The organism is Brevibacterium antiquum, from assembly GCF_016107655.1.
GTDB lineage: Bacteria > Actinomycetota > Actinomycetes > Actinomycetales > Brevibacteriaceae > Brevibacterium > Brevibacterium antiquum.
The window spans coordinates 102,934-123,831 of record NZ_JABASX010000001.1 but is presented as its reverse complement, the minus strand read 5'-3'; the positions used below and the strand labels follow the sequence as shown (position 1 = coordinate 123,831).

The window sequence follows — 20,898 nt, the reverse complement described above, 5'->3', positions numbered from 1 at the left end:
TCATCGTCGACATCGGTGGTCATCGGGTCGGTTCAGGTTCGGTCCTCGGCAGGTTCATCGGTCAGGAGGGATCGTGCGATCTGCTGCCAGGTTGCGATCATCGGTTCGGTTTGGGGGTCGAGGTGGGAGAACGTGTAGGTCACGGCCATCCCTCGCATGCTCGAGAAGAGCACGGAGAACATGTGGTCGTACCCTGCCTGTGCTGCGATGACAGGGCCGAACAGCTCGCGGGCGTTCTCCCTCACTCTCTCGAACACGTTCTTCTCGTGCGCTCTGACCTTGTCGGCGAGCGCATCGTCTGTCCGCGACGCGATCCACAGCTCGAGTGCGGTGAAGAAACTCGAGTGCATCAGTCCCGCCCACAAGGTCGTCACAGCCCAGTCGGAGCGCGGTCCCACCTCACCGGCGGACGGACGCTGTCTGACCAGGGAGCGACTGAAGTCGTCGGTGCGGTCCTCGAGGTTCCGGTTCAGACGCTGCTGCCCGAGGCGCGTGACCGCAGCCGTGAGCAGCTCCCGCTTCGACGGAAAATGGTGCAGAAGCCTGCCCCGGGTCACGCCGGCCTTGGCCTGGATCTTCATCGTGGTCGTCGCCGAATATCCTTCGGCGAGAAGGCATTCGATCGTCGCATCGAGGATGAGTTCCTTCGACCGCGCGGTCCGATCCGCCTGGCCCACGCGGTCGGGCTGCCTGCTTCCGGCGTCGGGTGCTTCGGGCTGGTTCACAGTCACTTCGGGGCCATCCGGATCGCACCGTCGAGCCTGATGACCTCCCCATTGAGCATCGGGTTGGACACGATGTGCTCAGCCAGTGACGCGTACTCATCGGGCTCGCCGAGACGGGAGGGATGGGGCACCTGCTCCCCCAGGCTCGCCAGCGTCTCCTCGGAGGCCCCCTGCATGAGCGGAGTCGTGAACGTGCCGGGAGCGATGGTCATCACCCGGATCTTGCTGCTGGCCAGATCGCGGGCGACCGGCAGAGTCATTCCGACGATGCCGCCCTTGGACGCCGAATAGGCGGCCTGACCGATCTGTCCGTCGTATGCCGCCGCCGAGGCGGTGTTGATGATGACGCCGCGCTCCTCGCCGATCGCGTCGACCGTCTGCATCGCCGCCGCACCGAGGCGCAGAACGTTGAAGGTGCCGATGAGGTTGACGCTGACGACCTTGGTGAACATGTCGAGTGGGAACGGCCCCTTGCGGCCGGAGACACGAGCCGCTCCGCCGATGCCCGCACAGTTGACGACGACGCGCAGCGGACCCATCGCAGCGGCGGCATCGACGGCGGCCTGTACCTGCTCTTCACTGGTGACGTCGGCCGCGCAGAAGCTGGCATTCTCGCCGAGTTCGGCGGCCGCATCGTCCCCGCGTGAGCTCGGCAGGTCGACGATGAGCACTTTGCCCCCGGCCGCCAGCAGTCGCTGGGCCGTGGCCAGGCCGAGGCCCGAGGCTCCGCCGGTGATGAGAGCAACCTGGTCGCGAATCTCCATCTGATGACTCCTCTGCATTCGACTCTGCATTCGCCGAAACCACTACCTGGCGAACTTACGGTCTGTCTTGACTGTTTCTCGTCTTCGTGAAAATCTTAACGCACGATCAGTTATCTGGGTCACATTTTCACAGCGGATTCTTCGCCACTCGGCACAGAAGTCGGCACAGGAACCCGCACCGCACGATCACCGTCACAGAGGAGCACAGATGAACGACGCAGTCATCGTCGCCGCACGGCGCACACCGACAGGCAAGCGCAAGGGCATGCTCTCGGGCATCCACCCGGCCGATCTGGGCGCCACCGCCGTGGCCGATGTCGTTGCCCAGACCGTAATCGATCCGGCAGCCATCGACGACGTCATCTTCGGATGCGTATCCCAGTCCGGCGAACAGACCGGTGACATCGCACGCACCGTCGCCCTATCCGCCGGGCTCCCCGAGTCGGTGCCCGGCGTCACCGTCGACCGGCAATGCGGCTCCTCGCAGCAGGCCGTGCACTTCGCTGCGGCCGGGCTCATCGCCGGTCACTACGATGTCGTCGTCGCAGGCGGCGTCGAGTCCATGTCCCGCGTACCCATGGGCTCATCTGCCGCCGGCGCGTCCCCATACGGTGAGAAGTTCAACGCCCGCTATGACAACGTCAAGCCGAACCAGGGCATCGGCGCTGAGATGATCGCCGAACAGTGGAAGCTCAGCCGCACCCAGCTCGACGAACTCGCCGTGCGCTCCCACGAACTCGCAGCCGCAGCCACCGATGCCGGTCGCTTCGACTCACAGATCATCCCCGTCCCCACGCACGCCGGAGAGGTCAGAACCGACGAGGGCATCCGCCGCGGCACCAGTGTGGACACGCTGGCCGGTCTCGATACCGTGTTCAAACAGGACGGCGTCGTCACTGCAGGCAACGCCTCTCAGATCTCTGATGGTTCGGCAGCCCTGCTGATGATGACCTCGGCCAAGGCCAAGGAACTTGGCCTGACTCCGATGGCGAAGGTGCACACAGCCGTCCTCGCCGGCGCCGATCCCGTCATCATGCTCACCGGCCCCATTCCCGCGACCGCGAAGGCGCTGAAGAGATCCGGGCTCTCCGTCGACGAAATCGGAGTCTTCGAGATCAACGAAGCCTTCGCTTCGGTGCCCCTGGCCTGGCTGGCCGAGACCGGTGCCGACATCAACCGCCTCAACCCCAACGGCGGGGCCATCGCACTGGGCCACCCCCTCGGCGGCTCGGGGGCAAGGCTGATGACGACGATGATCCACCACATGCAGCAGCAGGGAATCCGCTACGGCCTGCAGTCGATGTGCGAGGGCGGCGGACAGGCCAACGCCACCATCCTCGAACTGCTCTGAAACCGCCTGAACCCGATCGACGAAGAGGACACCACCTGTGAAGAGAAACCTGTACAACGAGGACCACGAAGCCTTCCGCGGCACCGTCGCGACCTTCCTCGACCGTGAGGTCGTACCCCATGTCGAGGCCTGGGAGGAAGACCATCTCGTCGACAGATCGATGTGGAAGAAGGCCGCCGAGGCGGGGGTCATCGGCCTGACCATCCCCGAGGAATTCGGCGGGGCCGGGGTCGATGACTTCCGGTTCGAGATGGTCCGCAGCGAAGAGATCGCCCGCCGAGGTGTCGGCGGGACCACCAGTGGATGGGGCGTGTCCGACGGCATCGTTCCCGGCTATCTGTTGGCCTTCGGCACCCAGGCGCAGAAGGAGAAGTACCTGCCGGGCCTGGCCTCGGGCGAGTCGATCGGTGCGATCGCCATGACCGAACCGAATGCCGGCTCGGACCTCCAGGGCATCACGACCAAGGCCGTGCGCGACGGCGACGACTGGGTGATCAACGGTGCGAAGACCTTCATCACCAACGGCTATCACTGCGACTTCGTCATCGTCGTCGCGCGCACCGACCCCGATGCCAAACCGTCCCAGGGCACGTCGCTGTTCATCGTCGATGACGGCACACCGGGCTTCGAACGAGGACGCAAGCTCAAGAAGCTGGGCATGGATGCCCAGGACACCTCGGAGCTGTCGTTCTCCGATGTGCGCGTGCCCGCCGATGCCCTCCTCGGCGAGCTCGACCAGGGGTTCATCCACCTCATGGTCAACCTGCCGACCGAACGCATGCTCATCGGATCCGGGACGTTGGCGGGCGCCAGGGCAGCACTGGCATGGACAGGCGAGTACGTCTTCACCAGACCGGCCTTCGGGCAGACCATCGGTGACTTCCAGAACACGCGCTTCGAGCTCGCCGAGCTCGAGACCCGCGTCGATGCCCTCGAAGCATTCGTCGACCGCTGCGCCCTGGCCCTCAACGCCGGAGAACTGTCTCCCGTCGATGCGGCCAAGGCGAAGTACCTCGGGTCTGATCTCGAGATCGAGGTCATCAACCGGTGTCTGCAGCTCTTCGGCGGCTATGGCTACATGCTCGAATACCCGATTACCCGAGCGTTCAAGGACAGCCGCGTCCAGGCGATATTCGGCGGATCGAACGAGGTGATGAAGGAACTCGTCGGCCGCGATATCGCCAAGCGCTACCGCAGGAAATAGTCACTCGCCTTTGACTTCGAGGAGGACCTTTCCCTGGACGCTGCGTGAGTCGAGTTCGCCGATCGCGGTCGCAGCGTCGCTGAGCGGGTAGGTGCCGTGGATCGCGGGATTGAGCTTGCCCGCAGCCACATAGTCAGCGATAGCGTCCCACTGTTCGGCGATGTAACCAGGCCGCTCGCGGGTCGCGGCACCCCAGGCCACACCGTCGACGGAGATGTTCTTCAGCAGCAGACGATTGACCTTGACCGAGGGGATCTCACCGGCGGTGAATCCGAGGACGAGAAGTCGGCCGTAGGGCGCGAGGACTCGGGTCGAGTCGGTGAAGCGGTCCCCGCCGACCGGGTCGAAGACATAGTCGACTCCGTTCGGGCAGATCTCCTTGGTCGCGTCCTTGAAGCCCTCTGCCATGACCACATGTGTGGCGCCGAGCTCGCGCACCGTCTGGGCCTTGGCCTCGGTCGAGACCACGCCGATGACTTCGAGGCCGATGGCCAGCGCCATCTGCACCGCCGCCGATCCGAGTCCTCCGGCTGCGCCATGGACGAGGATGGACTGTCCGGCCTTCGCCTGCGCCCTCAAGCGCAGCGCGAAGTCCGCGGTGAGCACGTTCATCGGCATTCCAGCAGCGTGGGCCAGGCTGATGCCATCAGGCACGGGCACTGTCTGCTCGTCGGAGACGACCATGAACTCCGCGAACGAGCCTTTGCCGGGAATCGCAGCCACACGGTCACCTACGGAGAACCGGGACCCAGGGCCCGCCTCGGCGACGATGCCGGCTGCTTCCGACCCGAGGACGAAGGGCAGGTCATGCTTGACCTGGTACATGCCCCTGGTCTGGAGCAGTTCGGGGAACGTCACGCCGGCATAGGCGACCTCGACGAGGACCTCGCCGTGCCCCGGAGCCGGCCGGTCGACTTCCGCAAGCTCAACATCGTCTGGTCCGGTCAGGGTGGCAACGCGAATGGCTCTCATGATGTCCTCACTGTGGATGAAAGAAGCGTGGGATGACCCACTCATCACTATCACATTCGGTAGTGACCGGCATCACGATTTCAGCTTGACTCCCACGCCTGGGTTGAATACTGTGATTGAAACTGAACGATTGTTCACTCGGGAGGGTCGACGTTGACCACAGCACCTGCAGGATTCGATCCCTCAACCATCGGGCGATGGATTGAGGACCGGTTCGGAGTCACGGACTTCGACGTCGAAGTCATGTCCATCGGACGCTCAAATCTCACTTTCACGATCACCGTGGACGGGCTCCCGCGCTGGGTGCTCCGACGTCCACCGCTCGGTCACTCCGGTGGAAGTGCCCACAATGTCTCCCGTGAGGGTCGGATCATGGCAGCGCTGTCTGACAGCCCTGTGCCCGTCCCCCACGTCATCGACATCGTCGACGACCCTGAGGTCCTCGACGTGCCCTTCGTCTTCATGGAGCACTGCCCCGGGTTCGCCATCAATGAACCCTCCGATTGGGCGCGGATACCTGCTGGACTGGGAACCGACGACAAGCGGGCGTGCGCGTTCGGCATGGTCGATACGCTGGCGGCGATCCATCGCGTCGACATCGACGAAGTGGGGCTCGGGGATCTGCGCCGAAACGGCGGTCTCATCGAACGGCAGCTGCGACGCTGGCTCGGGCAGGTCGAAGAGATCTCCATGCGCGACATCCCCATCATCCATGAGGTCCACGACGCTCTCGCCGAGAGAATGCCAGATCCGGCCGGCAGCCCCGTTGGTCTGGCCCACGGCGACTTCAAACCCAACAACATGATCTTCGCCCCCGACGGCGGCGTCAACGCCGTCGTCGACTGGGAGCTCACGGCAGTCGGCGAGGTGCTCACCGATCTGGGATACTTCGTCGCGATGCTCACGGTGCCTACGGACTACACGAGCATCTGGGTGCCGACCCCCGACCTCGGTTTCCCTGAAGCCGAGGAGATCATCGACCGCTACCAGGAAGTCAGCGGACACGAGGTCCACGACGTCGGCTACTACGAGGCCTTCGCGATGTGGAAGCTCGCGTGCATCCGCGAAGGTGTCTACACACGCCTGGTGACCGGCAAGATGGGAGACCTCGACCTCGATCCGGAAGCCGCTGGCGCCGGAGTCGAAGACCTCGCTCGCCAGGCTCTGACCCTTCTGGAGAAGTCATGAACGCACATGAGTACAACACGGCGCCCTCCATCGGCAATACGACGGCCTCCGGCGACGGCGTGAAGAACCCCATTACCGACAAACGCGTCATCGTCACCGGCGGCGCCGGCGGGATCGGTGCGGCGCTGGCAACCGAACTGATCGCGCGCGGTGCCCGAGTCGTCCTCGCCGATCTCTCCCCCGCGGTCACCGACACCGCCGTGGGACTCGGCTCCCCCGCCGCAGTCCACGCATGGGTGGGCGATGTATCCTCGGTCGACGGAATCGACGATCTCATCGCCTTCACCGACGACCGCCTCGGCGGGGTCGACATGTACTTCGCGAACGCCGGCATCATCGGTCCCGCGGGACTCGGTGATTCCGACGGTGATTGGGACGCAATCATCGACGTCAACCTGCGCGCCCACATCCGCGCAGCCCAAGCCCTCATCCCCCGCTGGCAGGAGGCCGGGGCGGGATATTTCGTCGCGACCGCCTCGGCGGCGGGCCTGCTCACACAGATCGGATCGGCCGCGTATTCGGTGACCAAGCACGCCTCGGTCGGGTTCGCCGAATGGTTGTCCCTGACCTACCGCGAAGACGGAATCCGGGCCTCGGTCATCGCTCCGATGGGCGTCGACACCGACCTGCTGCGCGCCAGTGGTGCCGACGGGCCGGCACAGGCAGCAGTCACCGAAGCCGGCACAGTGCTCACACCCGCCGCCGTCGCAGACGTCGCCCTCGATGCCGTCGAAGCAGAGCAGTTCCTCATCCTCCCCCACCCCGAGGTGCTCGACATGTACCGCATGAAGGGCAGCGACTACGACCGCTGGCTCAAAGGCATGAGCCGCTATCAGAACCGGCTCAACGAAGCGAACCGACTCAAAGAGGAGACCACACATGCTGGAAACGACTGAACGCGGCCGCGACTACCAGGAACGTCTGAGGAAGTTCATGGACGACTTCGTCTACCCCGCGGAGTCCGTCTATGCCCAGCAGATGGCCGCGGCAGCCAGCCCGCACACTCAGCCGCAGATACTCGAGGACCTCAAGGCCGAGGCCAAGAGCCAGGGACTGTGGAACCTCTTCCACCCCGATCCCCAGTGGGGGCCGGGACTGACGAACCTCGAGTATGCGCCCCTGGCCGAGATCACCGGCCACAGCATCGAGATCGCCCCCGAATCCATCAACTGCAACGCCCCTGACACTGGCAACATGGAAGTCTTCACCCGCTTCGGCACCGATGAGCACAAGGAGAAGTACCTGGGGCCTCTGCTCAACGGTGAGATCGCCTCGGCATTCGCCATGACCGAACCCGCGGTTGCCAGCTCCGATGCCACGAACGTCGAGATGCGCATGGAACCTACGGAGGACGGCTTCGTCCTCAACGGCCGCAAATGGTTCGCCTCCAACGGCATGCACCCCAATTGCCGTGTGCTCATCATCATGGGCAAAACATCGCCCGACGCCGAGGTGCATCGTCAGCAATCGATGCTCGTCGTCCCGATCGATGCCCCCGGTGTCACCGTGGTGCGCAACCTCCCCGTCTTCGGTTACCACGATCGGGAGGGCCACGCCGAGATCACCTTCGAAGACGTCCATGTCCCCGCCAGCGATATCCTCAAGGGCGAAGGTGAGGGCTTCGCGATCAGTCAGGCCCGCCTGGGCCCGGGCCGAATCCACCACTGCATGCGTGCGATCGGTGCGGCCGAACGGGCGCTGGAGCTCATGGTCAAGCGCGCCGAGGAGCGCGTGACCTTCGGTGAGAAGCTGTCGTCTCGTGCGAACATCCAGGACTGGATCGCCGAGGCCCGGATCGAGATCGATCAGGCCAGGCTGCTGACGCTGCATGCGGCGGACATGATGGACAAGCACGGCAACAAGGTCGCGAAGAACGAGATCGCAGAGATCAAGGTCGTCGCTCCGGCGATGGCGCTGAAGATCATCGATCGCGCGATCCAGGTCCACGGCGGTGCCGGCGTCACCGAGGACTTCCCACTGGCCAGCATGTGGGCGCACATGCGCACGCTGCGTCTGGCCGACGGCCCCGATGAGGTGCACAAACGCTCAATCGCTCGGAACGAGATGAAGAAGTACCGCAAATAGCTGGTCAATTGGACAAGCTGTGCGCCACCCCATTCAACGATGAAGGAAGTGAAGAGATGAGCACGTGGACAGACACCCGTCCCTGGCTGAAGACCTGGGGAGACCTTGCGAACGAGCCGCACACCTTGGAGAAATCCACAACGCTGCGCGACCTGGCCGCGACGGTCGCAACGTACGGTGATGAAGAGGCCATCAGCTACTACGGGTTCACGCTGACTTGGTCGGAATTCGACCGGTATTCCACCGCGTTCGCTGCTTATCTGTCGGAGCAGGGCATCGGGTCCGGCGACCGGGTCGCCATCTATGATCAGAACACTCCCGCCTTCATGATCGCCACCTACGGAATCTGGAAGGTCGGTGGTGTGGTTGTCCCGCTCAATCCCATGTATCGAGGCGAGCTCGAGCACATCTTCGCCGATGCCGAGGTCAAGGGGCTCATGGTCTCGAAGGCTGCATTCCTGAATCGCGTCGCTCCTTATGCGGCATCTCTTCCTGTGGTTGTGCTCAACGATGATCGCGGCTTCCAGACCGATGGCCCCGAGGTGATCTTCTCCATGTTCGATGAGCTGCCCGGAACTCCTGGTGAGAATCCCGGCGCAGATCAGGTGCCGAATCTCCCCGACTTCCAGGCCGTCGTCCAGTCCAGGCTGGATACCGATTTCACACCGGTTGCTCCGAAGCCCGACGACAGAGCGATTGTCGTCTACACCTCGGGGACTTCGGGCCGGTCGAAGGGAGCATCGGGGACTCATGCCTCCGTGTCGAGCAACTCTCGCTACTGTGTGCGGACACCGTCGTTCGAGCCAGGCGATGGCTTCCTCACCTTGGCCCCCATCTTCCACATCACCGGGTTCGTCTGCCAGTTCATCGCGGGTGTCGCCGGGGGCGCACGTCTGGTCCTCAACTATCGTTTCGACCCGGGATCGCTTCTCGAACTCTTCCTGCGCGAGCGGCCGACTTACATGGCCGGACCGGCGACGGTCTACACCGCGATGTTGGCTCATCCGTCTGCGACACCCGATCACTTCTCATCGTTCAAACGCATCATGTCCGGGGGTGCGCCGCTGCCCGAGGGATTGGTGAACAAGTTCGAGCAGAGGACCGGCGTCTACATCGGCCAGGGATATGGCCTGACAGAGACCTGCGCGCAGGTCGCCACCGTCCCACCTGGACTGCGAGCACCGGTTGACCCTGACAGCGGCAATCTTTCCTGCGGTCTGCCCCAACCGGACACCATGATCCGCATCCTCGATGACTCCGGCGAACCACTGGGCCCCAACGAGATCGGCGAAGTCGCCATCTCGGGACCTGAGGTCGTTTCCGAATACATCAACAATGAGAAGGCCACCGCCGAACAGATCCCGAATGGGGAGCTGCGCACCGGCGACGTCGGATACATGAACGAGGACGGATGGCTCTTCATCGTCGATCGCAAGAAGGACATGATCAACGCCTCCGGGTTCAAGGTCTGGCCGCGGGAGGTTGAGGACGTCCTCTACACACACCCTGCAATCCAAGAGGCAGCAGTTGTCGGCATTCCCGACGAGTACCGCGGCGAGAGTGTCGCCGCGTTCGTGACTCTGCAGTCGGGTCCTGAAGCCGACGAGGTCACCGAGGCTGCGATCGTCGAGTTCTGTCGCGAGAAGTTGGCCTCGTACAAGGCGCCACGTCAGGTGACCATCATCGACGAGCTGCCCAAAACCAGCTCAGGCAAGATTCTGCGCCGCACCATTCGCGCCGATGCCGTTGCTGCGGCACAGGAGGCGAAAGCAGGGGCAGCCGGTACCGACTGATCCGCGAATCGACTGCACGCTGCCAATGACGTCAGCCTGCGAAGGCCGCCGCGTCTGCTTGACGCGGCGGCTGTGTTAGTTTGTTTGGGCATTCCGGAAGGGCGGCTGTCGGGTCCGTCCGGGTCTGTTGACGCGATGCTGGGTTACGTCAGGCTCACGGTCTTCGCTCCGCCGAGGCGGGCGAAGCGATCCGGCTGGCAGGTGAGCAGGATGACCTGAGCACTCTTCCCGACCGTGCTCAGGATGACGTTGAGCGCGTTGAGCCGCTGCGCATCGGCAAAGCCGAAGGCGTCGTCGAGGACCACAGGTGCCCCAGAATCACTGTCGACGAGTGTTGCCACTGCGAGTCTGCCGATGAGCGCAAGCTGCTCCTTCGTTCCGCCTGACAGTGATTCGAAGGGCACGGTTCGTTCGTTCAAGGTGCGTGAGACGATCTCAAGGTCCTCGGAGACCTCAACCGACAGTCCCTGCCCGAAGACCAGCCTGCCCAGACGCTCGATCTGCTCCTTGAATGGAGCCACGTACTTCCGCTGGGACTCTTCCTTGTGTTTGAGGACTGTGGTGCGCAGCAGGTTGATTGCCGTCGCCTGACGGGCCAGCCGTGCCTGCTTCCTCAGAGCCGATTCCAGCGCCTCTTCGGCAGCCGCAAGCTTTTCGTAGATGCCTTCACTGGCACGATCGTCGATGAGGGCAGATAGACGATCGACCTCCTGTCGCACTTCCTCTCGCTGGGCTTCCTTGCTGCCGACGAGTTGCCGCACATTCTGCAGCTGCATCTCCAAGGACTCGGGGTCGGCTGCCTCATAGGCGACTCGTGCTTCGTTGACCTGTGAGTCGACATTCGACGCTTGAGCCTTCGCAGACTTCACCGCTTCTTCCAGATCGGCGTCAGAGTTCGTCGTCCTTGCCGCAGCCAGACTGCTCGTCAGTCGCTCGTGCTGAGTTTCGGCTTCTTTCAGGCTGGTCTGTGCCCGGACCGTCTCCACGCGCGCGTCATCTCTGTTCGTGCGAGTTCGTTCGAGTTCGACGCGGGCGGCATCCACCGCGGACTGAGCGTCGTCGACAGTCTTCTCGGACTCTGTGACTGCCTTTTCGAGCTCGTTGAGGGGCCTCTCATCATGAGGACTGTCTGCCTCGGCGCCGTCCTCGGGTTTGCCCTCGGTGCCTGGGCAGGTTCCATCGGTTCCGAGGATCTGCTGTGCGCGAGCGAGCGCGGCTTCAAGCTTGTCTCGCCTGTCCTGGCCCAGGAGTACCTTGAGCGTCGAATCGGCTTCTGCCTTGACTGCTTCTGCATCAGCACGAACATCGGCTCTTTCCCGGGCTTGGGCCACGGAGTCGACATCAAGGCGCTGCAGCTCTACGTCGAAGGCTTGTTTGGCCGAGGCCAGAGCCTTGTCCAGCTCGACGGGCGATGCTCCCGGGCGCACGGTGATGTCAGCGATGCCCTCGATCGTGATTCGCACGTCCTTGACCGCGGCGAATTCTCCAGTTGCACCATCACCCAGCGCGGTTCCATCGACATCTATGGCCTGCGAGCCGAGGCGCTTCGCAACGATCTGTGCCGCGGCAGAGGTCTTCGCATTCTCCGCGATCCTCACCTCCGTCTCCAGCGAGATCAGCGCCTCGACGTCCTTGGTGGTGACCGCAATCGACCCGATCGTCGCCTGTGCCCGGCTCTTCTTCTCATCATGGTCACGAATAGTGTCGAGTCGACGGGTGAGTTCGGTGAGGTCAGTGCGGGCACGCGCCTCGGTCACGTCTTTGGCTGCAGCCTTCGCCAATGCACGTGCCTCGTCGAGCGCGCTCTGCTTGTCCTCGAGGGTCTTCTGCGCGCGAGCGAAGTCCGAGTCGATGTCACTTTGCGTCGCTTCAAGGTCAGTGACCGACGACCGGGTCGCAGTCACGGTCTCCTCGGCCGCAGCAACATCGTCGATGAGCTGTGTGCGTCGGTCCAGAGCCTCCCGGGCGATCTGCTGATCACGCTGTGCCGACTTCGCCTGTTCCATCGTCTGATCGAGCACTGCTTTGAGTTCAGCCACGGCCTTCGCCGCCTGTTCGGCTTCGTGACGGTCATTCAGGGCCTGTGACAGCTGCCCCCGGACGGATTCCAGACGGGCAGCCGCCCTGGCGTGGTTGTCGACGAGCTCGTCCATCCCGCGGCTGCGTTCACGCAACTCCTCGAAAGCGGCTTCGGCACTGGGGACTTCAGCATTTGCCGCTTTGTAGTCTCCGGTCTCCTTTCCGGACTTTGTGAAGTACTTCGAATATTCGACTTCGATCCGGTCGAGGAAGTCGTCGTGATCGGCGACCTCGATGCCCGATTCGTTGAGCGCACTGTGCAGGGCCTTGATCTGAGCCAGCGGTGCCTGGGCCAGGCTTTCTCCCTGTGCCACGTCGAGGGCGACGAGCAGATCGACATCGACGGTATCGGCGAGGATCGAGAGGAACCGGTCGTGGGCATCATCGCTGCTCAGCTGTTCCGGTCTGGGTCTGATCACGCTGAGTTCGGTGAAAGGCTGTTTGATCCACCGCTTCCGGTACTTGAGTTCGTAGTCCCCTGTGCTCAGGTGCAGTTCCACTTCGGGTCCGGCATCGACACCGACGGGTTGGGTCTCTTTTACGCTGGCCTTGCGTGAGCTCGATTTGTCTTCGCGCAGATGGGTGATGGCTTCATGGATTGAGGACTTGCCGACCTCGTTGGGTCCTTCGACGACGGTGACTCCATCGCCGAATTCAACGCGGGAGTCCGCAATGCCTCGGTAATTGCGCAGGTTGATGGAATGGAATCTCATGATCCGCTCCTCGCAAATCGATACAGCAGCCCCAGTGCGTCCTGTGCCGCTGCAGCAGTTGGGTCGTCTCCTGCCGCGGATTCCGCCAATTCGTCGAGGGTCTCCTGCAGGTATCCGCTCAGACCGAGGTCGGCGAAGTCTTCGTCGGCGGCGACCACCGCAATGTCCGTGTGCCGTTCCCACAGCGAGACGAGAGCGAAGAGGTCTGCGGCGTGGTCGAGGACTTCATCGAGGCGCGACTTCGCTGCTGTGGACAGTGTGCCTCTGAGAACGAGCCAGACTGCGGTGCTGTCCTTATTCGGGATGTCGGTCAGTCGCTGTTCGAGGCGGGTGACGTCCTCGTCCGAGTTCACGTCCTCCTCGACGACGAGGTAGGACCAGCGGCCGATGTGCACTTTCTCCACCGCGCTTGTATGCGTCTGGGGGTCGACATCGACGAGGAGGACATTGCCGGGATCGTCCTCGCGTCGAGAGGTCACCTCCGGGGCACCGGGATACCAGATCGTCTCGTCGACGGAATAGGTGGCGTGCCTGTCACCCAGTGCGACGAACTGGGCACGGCCCTCCTTCACCACAGCCTTGAGGCTGTCGGTGTCGATCGTGGCCAGAGATTCCCGATCGGGATCCAACGTGCTCACGGCACCGTGGCCGGCGATGATGCGCACGCACCCTGGAGCCACCTCGGCGAGGTTCTGGGTTGCTTGGGCGACCAGGTCGCCTTGGGGACGTTTCGAGAACCACGGGGCACCGACGATTTCGACGCCCGGGATGACTTCGAACGGTTCGCTGTCGCGCAGGACGTGGACGTGGTCAGGCTGCCGGGACATGAAGGCGGGGGAATCGTAGATGGAGGCGGCGTCGAGGGGATCGTGATTGCCCGGCAACAGGACGACGGGCACAGTGAAGGCGGCCAGAACCTCGAAGGTGCGGGAGATGATGGCTCGGTCGAGTTGGTTGGACTCGAACACGTCACCGCAGACGAGGACGAATTCGCACGACTGCTCGGCAGCGATCTCACCGATGCGCTTGACGGCATCGAGGCGGGCACGGTGAAACCGCGGGCGGGCTTCGGCACTGAGATAGTGCGCCGTCATGCCCAACTGCCAGTCTCCGGTGGCGACGAATCTCATGGGTTCCTCCTAGGTTCTCCCCCATCCTATGTATGCACATCCACCCTACGGACAGGCACTGACATGGAATGTGAAACAGGTCATACTCGCGGAGCGCGAAGGCAGCGATTCAGCCGGTCCCGCAAATCCTGCGGACCCGTGCCGTCGAAGTTTGTAACACAGCCCACCCTTACTTAGGTTAGGCTATGCATCATGAACACGACCGGGACGATGAACTCCACTGCGCTGCACGCCTCGGGCCTGCATTTGAGCTACGACCGCACACCGGTCGTCCATGACGTGTCCGTCTCGATCACTCCCGGTCGGGTCACGGCACTCATCGGACCCAATGGCAGCGGGAAGTCGACCGTGCTGCGGTCCCTGGCTCGTCTGCATCCGATCAGCTCCGGCGAGGTCACCATCGCCTCGGCAGGGTCGACCACTCCGACGCCCGCGCTGTCGGCGCGCGAATTCGCCCGCACTGTGACTCTGCTCTCCCAGTCCCGACCGCATCCTTCCGGGCTGAGCGTGCGCGAGATCGTCGCGTTCGGTCGCCACCCGCACCGGCGCCGCTTCGCCTCCCTCACCGATGCAGACAGGACCGCGATCGACAAGGCTCTGGAACTGACCGGAACGCTGCCAATGGCCGAGCGCTCGGTCGATCAGCTCTCCGGCGGCGAGCTGCAGCGCGTCTGGCTGGCCACCTGCCTGGCACAGGAGACCGGGGTCCTGCTGCTCGACGAACCGACGAACCACCTCGACCTGCGCTATCAGGCCGAGATCCTCGACCTCATGCGCGACCTCGCCGACGATCACGGAACGGCCGTCGGCGTCGTTCTCCACGATCTCAACCATGCAGCCGCCGTCGCCGATGACATCGTCCTGCTCAGCCAGGGCCGAGTCAGATCCACGGGCACCTGCGAAGCGGTATTCACCGCAGAGGTGCTCACCGAGGTCTACGGGCTGCCGATCCGCACGCTCGTCGATGAGGCCACCGGAATGGTGCGCATCGAGGCGCTGCCCCGCCGTCGCCGTGCACTCGCAGCAGCCTCCTGAATCCATCACTGACACCACCGTTGCTTCACCTCTGAAGAAAGAGACACCTCTGTGAATACCCTGACCCCACCACGTCCGCGCAAGCCCCTATTCGCCCTCGCTTCCCTCTCCGCCGCCTGTGCCCTCGCACTGTCCGCCTGCGGCACTACAGGCACCGAGGCTTCGGCCGATGACGGAAACTCCGAGTCGACCTCCGAAGCATGCGCGGACGACTCGAGCACCACCTCGGCGGACCCAGTCTCCGTCAAGGACGACACCGGCCACCAGATCAAACTCGACAAGCCCGCATCTACGGTCGTCTCACTCGAATGGCAGTACACCGAAGACCTGCTCTCCCTGTGCGTCGATCCTGCTGCCGTCGCCGATGCGAAGGGCTTCACCACCTGGGATACGGCAGAGCAGCTGCCCGAGAACACGACCGACGTCGGCACCCGGCAGGAGCCGAATGTGGAGTCGATCGTCTCGGCCAACCCTGATCTCGTCATCATCGAGACAACCTCCCGTGACGACAAGATCGTCGGCCAGCTCGAGGATCAGGGCATCCCTGTCATGGCGATGACCGGAGCCGACGGCAAGGACCCGGTCGCCTATATGAAGGACACCTTCTCCACCGTCGCCGAAGTCACCGGCCGCGGCGAGCGCGCCGACGCCGTCCTGGCCGAATTCGATGCGAAGGTCGAGGAGTCGAAGAAGGCGCTCGAATCCGCCGAGCTCGACACCAAGGAATTCGTCTACTTCGACGGGTGGGTCAACGGCTCGAATGTGGCACTGCGCCCCTTCGGCCAGGGATCGCTCTTCGGTGAACTCGGCGAGGAACTGGGTCTGAAGAACGTATGGACCGGCGAGGTCGATCCGGCCTACGGACTGGGCCAGACAGACATCGAGGGCATCTCGAAGGTCGGCGACGCGAACTTCTTCTACACCGGCACCGATGATCCCGAATCCGAGGACTATGTCGAGCTCCTGGAGAAGAACGACATCTGGTCCAACATTCCCACCGTCAAGGATGATCGCACCTTTGCGTTCCCCTCCGGGATCTGGACCTTCGGCGGACCGAAATCGTCCGAGCAGGCTCTCGACGCCTACGTCGAGGCACTGACCAAGTAGTCCATGACTCCTCCCGCACCCACGACCATGCCCACGACCACCTCGGCAAGCGATGGCTCGGAGCCGAAGCCTGTTGCACCCGAGCGAAAGGCCGGACTCTTCAGTGCGCTCTCGACCACCGGGATCCTCCTCGGCCTGGTCATCGTCCTTGCTCTGCTCTCTGCATGGCACATCACGCAGGGCACCTCAGGGATCGGATTCAAGGACCTGTTCGCGGCCCTGACCGGGCCTACTTCTTCCCGCGCCGAGGTGGGTCCGAGTGCCCGTGACATCCTCATCGGGTCCCGGCTTCCGCGCGTGGGTGCGGGAATACTCGTCGGCGTCGCCCTCGGCGTTGCCGGTGCGCTGTTCCAGTCATTGGCCCGCAACCCGCTGGCCTCACCAGACACCCTCGCCGTGACCGGTGGTTCGTACTTCGCAGTCACCGTGGTCACCGCCTTCGGCATCACGATCCCAGTGTGGGCCTCCGGAGGCGTCGCCTTCATCGGCGGACTGCTCGCCGCAGCTCTGGTGCTCGGGCTTGCCGGCGGTGCGGCATCGTCGACGACGCGCCTCGTGCTCGCCGGCACTGCGACCGCTATGGCGTTGCAAGCCGGCACCTCGACCCTGCTCATCCTGTTCCAAGAGGAGACGACAAGTCTCTACTCTTGGGGTTCAGGCACCTTGAATCAGCTCGATGGGACCGCCGCGATCCGCAGCATTCCCGTCATCACCATCATCGTCGCTGCCACGGTCCTGCTGTCGCGACGCCTGGATCTGCTCAGCCTCGGCGATGATGCCGCCTCCGTCCTCGGTGTGCCGATCCGGTCGACTCGCGCGATCGGGATTCTGCTCGCAGTCATCCTCACCGCAACGGCTGTGACTTTGGCCGGGCCGATCGGATTCGTCGGTCTGTGCGCACCGGTCATCGCCCGGCTGCTCGCTCGGCTGGTGCCGGTGCTGGGCCGACATGCAGTGATGATTCCGGCCACGGCGCTCATCGGCGCGATCATCGTCATCCTCGCTGACGCTGTGCTGCGCGCCATCGTCGGAGCCACGGAGGCGATCACCCTGCCCTCGGGTGTGACGACCACGGTGCTCGGTGCGATCGTCCTCGTGCTGCTGGCGCGATCCATGCGCGCTTCGGGTCCGGCTCAGGCGACGTCTGCGGCTCGGTCCCGGGTCCACGGACCACGTCAGGCTGGGCTCGTCATTGCGTTGGGCACGGTCCTGCTCATCGTGGGTGCGGTCCTCTCACTGCTCACGGGAGAGCGGTTCTATCTCCTCGGTGATGTGATGCTGTGGATGCAGGACCAGGCGGCACCAGTGATCTCCTTCGCCTTCGACTCCCGGGCTCCACGCGTGGCCGCCGCTCTTGCCGCCGGTGCCGCCCTCGGACTGTCGGGAACATTCGTCCAGGCCAGCGCCCGCAATCCGCTGGCCGAGCCGGGGCTGCTCGGCATCACCGGTGGTGCGGGACTGGGCGCCGTCATCGTCATCACCCTTGTTCCCGGCGCCACGGTCGTGCTCATCTCCACAGCGGGCATCGCCGGCGCACTCATCGCATTCGCCATCGTCTACGGGCTTTCCTGGCGCGGCGGGATGAACACCGACCGGCTCGTGCTCATCGGCATCGGCATGTGGTTCGGCTTCACCGCCCTGACCACACTGTTCCTCGTGCGTGCGAACCCGTGGGATACACCGGCACTCTTCACCTGGCTCTCCGGATCCACCTACGGCCGCGTCTGGGCCGATGTCGCGCCCGTGGCGCTCGTCCTCCTGGCTGCAATTCCCTTGGCCTTCGTGTGGATGCGTGAGCTGGATCTGCTGGCCCTCGACGACGATACGCCGAGGCTGGTCGGAGTCCCACGTGAACTCGTTCGTCTGGGCGTGCTCGTCACGGCTGCTGTGCTCGCCGCAGTCAGCGTCTCCGCAGTCGGCGTGGTCGGGTTCATCGGCCTCGTCGCCCCGCACGCCGCCAGGGCTCTCGTCGGCGCTCAGCACGCCCGGGTGGTCCCGACGGCCATGCTCCTCGGCGCACTTGGCCTTGTCGTCGCCGACGCATTGGGCCGCACGGTCATCGCTCCTGCACAGATTCCCGCCGGTCTGATCATCGCGCTCATCGGCGCCCCCTACTTCGTCTACCTGCTGGCACGTTCGAAGGCGTGAGAGAACGCAACTGGCCGGTGGGCGCTCGCAGCGCTCCCCGACGACTGACTCTTCACAACCGCTTGCCAAAGGTATGGAGGTAGAGCACAAGTGACGCACCTGCGCACCTTTGCCAAGCGGTTGTCACGGTGCGACTGCCGGTACCGCGGCTACGGAGCCGCCCACTCCTGGGCACGTTCGTGGATGAAGTCGCGCAGACGAGCGACGACGCGACTGGGTCGGCGCACCGCGGAGCCCAACTGCGCCGCTTCTACCCGAAGGCCAGGTTCAACGAATGGACGCTGGTACCGGCCGGGCAGCGTGCACAGCTGGTGAAACCTGACCCGAAGCGGGTCGGTGCCCTGCAGCAGGGCACCGAGCTCGTCGTCGGCGCGGACGGGTCGATCACCGGACTGCTCGGAGCCTCGCCCGGCGCGTCCACGGCCGTGCCGATCATGCTCGACCTGCTGCGTTCGACCTTCCCTGCCCAGTGGCATCGCGGCTGGAAGGACGTCATGAGCCAAGCAATCCCCGACATCGAGAGGACCGACTGGGACGCCGAGGCGGTCGGGGCCAGCTCGGCGGCCACTGACGTCGCACTCGGACTGGGCGCATCCGGGCTGGGCACTTCCGGACTAGGCACATCCCACCTGGGCGCGCCTGACCTAGGCGCATCTGACCTGGGCGCTTCCATGCGAAACTGAGCAACTCCATGCAACAGCGGCCAACCCCATGCAACACTGCGCAGCACGCACGGCGTGCGGGCCCGCTTCGGCGGGGCCGAACCCTTCTCCCGGGCCTGCACGCTGCGACCGCTAGCCAAAGGTGTGGATGTCGAACACAAGTGACGCACGTATACACGTCTGCCTAGCGGTTGCCGCAGGCACCGCCCCAGGGACGCGACGTCTGCCTGGAGAGCCCTCGGGTCAAGGCTCCCACCTGGTGAGACATTGGCAGAATGCCACAGCAGAAAACACTCAGCGTTGTGGCATGGCTGATTGAACGGGGGCCGGTTCGGATTTAGTGTGAGCTACAACACCTACCGTAAGGAATCTCACATGAAGGTCCGCCTCCCCCGCCGAGCGCTCGCAATCGGGTCAGCTCTCGCTCTCACCTTCGGTCTGGCTGCGTGCAGCGGAGGAGACCAGGGAGGAGGCGAGGCCGGCGACACGATCGTGGCTGAGACCGCGTTCAACCTCAAGACGATCGATCCCCACCGACAATTCGAATTCACCGGCTCGACGATCGACACTGCGATCTACCAGACCGCCTTGGAATTCAAGGATGGCGACCTGACCAAGCCGACCGACGGCCTGTGCTCCTTCGAGATGTCCGATGACAACAAGAAGATGACGCTGAAGCTCAAGCAGAAAGATGCGAAGTTCTCCAACGGCGATCCTGTCACCATGGACGACGTCGTATTCTCTTTTGAACGGCTCAAAGGCATCAAGGGCAATCCTTCGTTCTTCCTCGACGGTGTCTCCATCAAGAAGGTCGACGACGAGACCGTCGAGCTGACCAGCAAGAAGCCCAATCCTGCGCTCCCCTACATTCTCCCCAACGCCTCGATCGGAATCGTGAACTCGAAGGTCGTGAAGGAGAATGAAGGCACCACCGACGAGAAGGACGGCGCCGAAGCCTTCCTCAACGAGAACTCGCAGGGCTCGGGTCCGTACAAGGTCGAAAAGTATGATGCCGACAGTCAGGTGGTGTTGACGGCGAACGAGCACTACAACGGCCCGGAGCCGAAGTACAAACGCGTCGTACTGCGCAACGTCTCCGCAGAGACCCAGCTGACCGACATCCAGTCCGGCCAGGCGCAGGTCGCCTACGACCTCAACTCCGAACAGGCGAAGCAGATCGATGACTCCATGGGTGAGATCGCGAGCCTGCCCTCGACGCGCAGCCTCTACATCTTCAACAACACCGACGAGAAGCTCGGCGGACCTGCCGCCGATCCGAACTTCCGCAAGGCCGTCATGTCTGCCATCGACTACGCCAAGCTCACCGACCTCGCCGGAGAAGGGTCGCAGCGCATGGCGAGCCTCGTGCCCAATGAGTTCGTCGGTGCCGTGCCGAAGGAAGACGCTCCAGAGAAGGACCTTGCGCAGACGAAGAAGCTGCTGAAGAAGGCCGGCTACGACGGTGAGAAGATTCCCTTCCACTACCCCAGCGACCAGTCAGTCAACGGAGTCGACCTGGCTCAGCTGGCGGAGACCCTGCAGGCTCAGTTGAAAGAAGCCGGCATCAACCTCGCACTGAAACCGGCACCGAGTTCGACACAGCTCGACGGATTCCGCTCGGCCAAGCAGCCCATGGGCATCGGTACGTGGGGTGCGGACTACCCGGATCCCACGAACTACAACGTCTTCATCCCCGGCGGCAGCGTCGCCGACCGCGTCAACTGGAAGTCCGATCCGAAGCTGAAGAAGCTCGCAGCCGAAGCGGAGAAGGCCAAGGACGGCGACCGTGACGCCGCCTACGCCAAGCTGTACAAGGCGACCACGGACACCGCTGTCTGGATCCCTTTGGTCCAGCCTGTCAACACCGTGGCAGTGGGGTCGAGCATCTCGAAGTACGTCTCCAACGCCGACATCTCATTCGACTTCGCGAAAGCTGAGTGAG

16 protein-coding genes are annotated in these 20,898 nt (G+C 63.8%); 11 read left to right on the top strand and 5 right to left on the bottom strand.

The features are described 5' to 3' along the window. Positions 1-32 precede the first annotated feature (32 nt). Positions 33-731 (bottom strand): TetR/AcrR family transcriptional regulator, encoded by a 699-nt coding sequence (locus tag JFC13_RS00570; RefSeq protein ID WP_198395178.1) that lies wholly within the window; start codon positions 729-731, stop codon positions 33-35. After that, on the bottom strand, positions 728-1,489 hold the full coding sequence (locus JFC13_RS00565; RefSeq protein ID WP_198395177.1) for an SDR family NAD(P)-dependent oxidoreductase: 762 nt from the start codon (positions 1,487-1,489) through the stop codon (positions 728-730). Before JFC13_RS00565 ends, JFC13_RS00570 begins: the two co-directional genes overlap by 4 nt. Positions 1,490-1,697: 208 nt before the next feature. Between JFC13_RS00565 and JFC13_RS00560 the strand changes: the two genes are divergently transcribed. Next, positions 1,698-2,840, top strand: a complete 1,143-nt coding sequence (locus tag JFC13_RS00560) for a thiolase family protein (protein ID WP_198395176.1) — start codon at positions 1,698-1,700, stop codon at positions 2,838-2,840. 37 nt (positions 2,841-2,877) lie between these two features. Beyond that, positions 2,878-4,044, top strand: coding sequence for an acyl-CoA dehydrogenase family protein (locus JFC13_RS00555; protein WP_198395175.1), 1,167 nt, complete (start codon positions 2,878-2,880; stop codon positions 4,042-4,044). Here JFC13_RS00555 and JFC13_RS00550 read toward each other — a convergent pair whose 3' ends face one another. Further along, the gene (locus JFC13_RS00550) at positions 4,045-5,016 is read right to left on the bottom strand and encodes an NADPH:quinone oxidoreductase family protein (protein ID WP_198395174.1); all 972 of its coding nucleotides are present in this window, start codon (positions 5,014-5,016) and stop codon (positions 4,045-4,047) included. 153 nt (positions 5,017-5,169) lie between these two features. Between JFC13_RS00550 and JFC13_RS00545 the strand changes: the two genes are divergently transcribed. The 4 genes from JFC13_RS00545 to JFC13_RS00530 are packed head-to-tail and all read left to right on the top strand — an operon-like array spanning position 5,170 to position 10,082. After that, positions 5,170-6,204, top strand: a complete 1,035-nt coding sequence (locus tag JFC13_RS00545; RefSeq protein ID WP_198395173.1) for a phosphotransferase family protein — start codon at positions 5,170-5,172, stop codon at positions 6,202-6,204. Beyond that, positions 6,201-7,100, top strand: coding sequence for an SDR family oxidoreductase (locus JFC13_RS00540; RefSeq protein WP_198395172.1), 900 nt, complete (start codon positions 6,201-6,203; stop codon positions 7,098-7,100). Before JFC13_RS00545 ends, JFC13_RS00540 begins: the two co-directional genes overlap by 4 nt. Beyond that, positions 7,084-8,289, top strand: a complete 1,206-nt coding sequence (locus JFC13_RS00535; protein WP_198395171.1) for an acyl-CoA dehydrogenase family protein — start codon at positions 7,084-7,086, stop codon at positions 8,287-8,289. The genes JFC13_RS00540 and JFC13_RS00535 overlap by 17 nt, the downstream gene beginning before the upstream one ends. Positions 8,290-8,345: 56 nt before the next feature. Then, a complete protein-coding gene (locus tag JFC13_RS00530) occupies positions 8,346-10,082 on the top strand; it encodes a class I adenylate-forming enzyme family protein (protein ID WP_198395170.1) in 1,737 nt (578 codons plus the stop codon). Between the two features lie 143 nt (positions 10,083-10,225). Here JFC13_RS00530 and JFC13_RS00525 read toward each other — a convergent pair whose 3' ends face one another. Together JFC13_RS00525 and JFC13_RS00520 are read right to left on the bottom strand one after the other, a co-directional pair. Further along, the gene (locus tag JFC13_RS00525) at positions 10,226-12,874 is read right to left on the bottom strand and encodes an AAA family ATPase (RefSeq protein ID WP_198395169.1); all 2,649 of its coding nucleotides are present in this window, start codon (positions 12,872-12,874) and stop codon (positions 10,226-10,228) included. Beyond that, entirely contained in the window at positions 12,871-14,004 is a 1,134-nt protein-coding gene (locus tag JFC13_RS00520; RefSeq protein ID WP_198395168.1) for a metallophosphoesterase family protein, read from the bottom strand. Before JFC13_RS00520 ends, JFC13_RS00525 begins: the two co-directional genes overlap by 4 nt. 192 nt (positions 14,005-14,196) lie before the next feature. On the opposite strand from JFC13_RS00520, the gene JFC13_RS00515 reads away from it, so the two are divergent. The 5 genes from JFC13_RS00515 (at position 14,197) to JFC13_RS00495 (ending at position 20,897) form a co-directional block, all read left to right on the top strand. Beyond that, entirely contained in the window at positions 14,197-15,039 is an 843-nt protein-coding gene (locus JFC13_RS00515; protein ID WP_232488017.1) for an ABC transporter ATP-binding protein, read from the top strand. A gap of 51 nt (positions 15,040-15,090) precedes the next feature. Further along, on the top strand, positions 15,091-16,146 hold the full coding sequence (locus JFC13_RS00510; RefSeq protein ID WP_332839295.1) for an iron-siderophore ABC transporter substrate-binding protein: 1,056 nt from the start codon (positions 15,091-15,093) through the stop codon (positions 16,144-16,146). A 3-nt stretch (positions 16,147-16,149) separates the two neighbouring features. Next, positions 16,150-18,294, top strand: coding sequence for an iron ABC transporter permease (locus JFC13_RS00505; RefSeq protein ID WP_198395167.1), 2,145 nt, complete (start codon positions 16,150-16,152; stop codon positions 18,292-18,294). A gap of 179 nt (positions 18,295-18,473) precedes the next feature. Next, the gene (locus tag JFC13_RS00500) at positions 18,474-18,977 is read left to right on the top strand and encodes a malate:quinone oxidoreductase (RefSeq protein ID WP_332839294.1); all 504 of its coding nucleotides are present in this window, start codon (positions 18,474-18,476) and stop codon (positions 18,975-18,977) included. 354 nt (positions 18,978-19,331) lie between these two features. Further along, complete coding sequence (locus JFC13_RS00495) at positions 19,332-20,897, top strand: ABC transporter substrate-binding protein (RefSeq protein ID WP_198395165.1); 1,566 nt, start codon at positions 19,332-19,334, stop codon at positions 20,895-20,897. Position 20,898: the final 1 nt, after the last annotated feature.

What these genes read in the sequence shown, in the direction of transcription:
- JFC13_RS00565 (WP_198395177.1), bottom strand. Translation starts at nt 1,489, where the DNA reads ATGGAGATTCGCGACCAGGTTGCTCTCATCACCGGCGGAGCCTCGGGC.
- JFC13_RS00560 (WP_198395176.1), top strand. Translation starts at nt 1,698, where the DNA reads ATGAACGACGCAGTCATCGTCGCCGCACGGCGCACACCGACAGGCAAG.
- JFC13_RS00550 (WP_198395174.1), bottom strand. Translation starts at nt 5,016, where the DNA reads ATGAGAGCCATTCGCGTTGCCACCCTGACCGGACCAGACGATGTTGAG.
- JFC13_RS00540 (WP_198395172.1), top strand. Translation starts at nt 6,201, where the DNA reads ATGAACGCACATGAGTACAACACGGCGCCCTCCATCGGCAATACGACG.
- JFC13_RS00535 (WP_198395171.1), top strand. Translation starts at nt 7,084, where the DNA reads ATGCTGGAAACGACTGAACGCGGCCGCGACTACCAGGAACGTCTGAGG.
- JFC13_RS00530 (WP_198395170.1), top strand. Translation starts at nt 8,346, where the DNA reads ATGAGCACGTGGACAGACACCCGTCCCTGGCTGAAGACCTGGGGAGAC.
- JFC13_RS00525 (WP_198395169.1), bottom strand. Translation starts at nt 12,874, where the DNA reads ATGAGATTCCATTCCATCAACCTGCGCAATTACCGAGGCATTGCGGAC.
- JFC13_RS00520 (WP_198395168.1), bottom strand. Translation starts at nt 14,004, where the DNA reads ATGAGATTCGTCGCCACCGGAGACTGGCAGTTGGGCATGACGGCGCAC.
- JFC13_RS00515 (WP_232488017.1), top strand. Translation starts at nt 14,197, where the DNA reads ATGAACACGACCGGGACGATGAACTCCACTGCGCTGCACGCCTCGGGC.
- JFC13_RS00505 (WP_198395167.1), top strand. Translation starts at nt 16,150, where the DNA reads ATGACTCCTCCCGCACCCACGACCATGCCCACGACCACCTCGGCAAGC.
- JFC13_RS00495 (WP_198395165.1), top strand. Translation starts at nt 19,332, where the DNA reads ATGAAGGTCCGCCTCCCCCGCCGAGCGCTCGCAATCGGGTCAGCTCTC.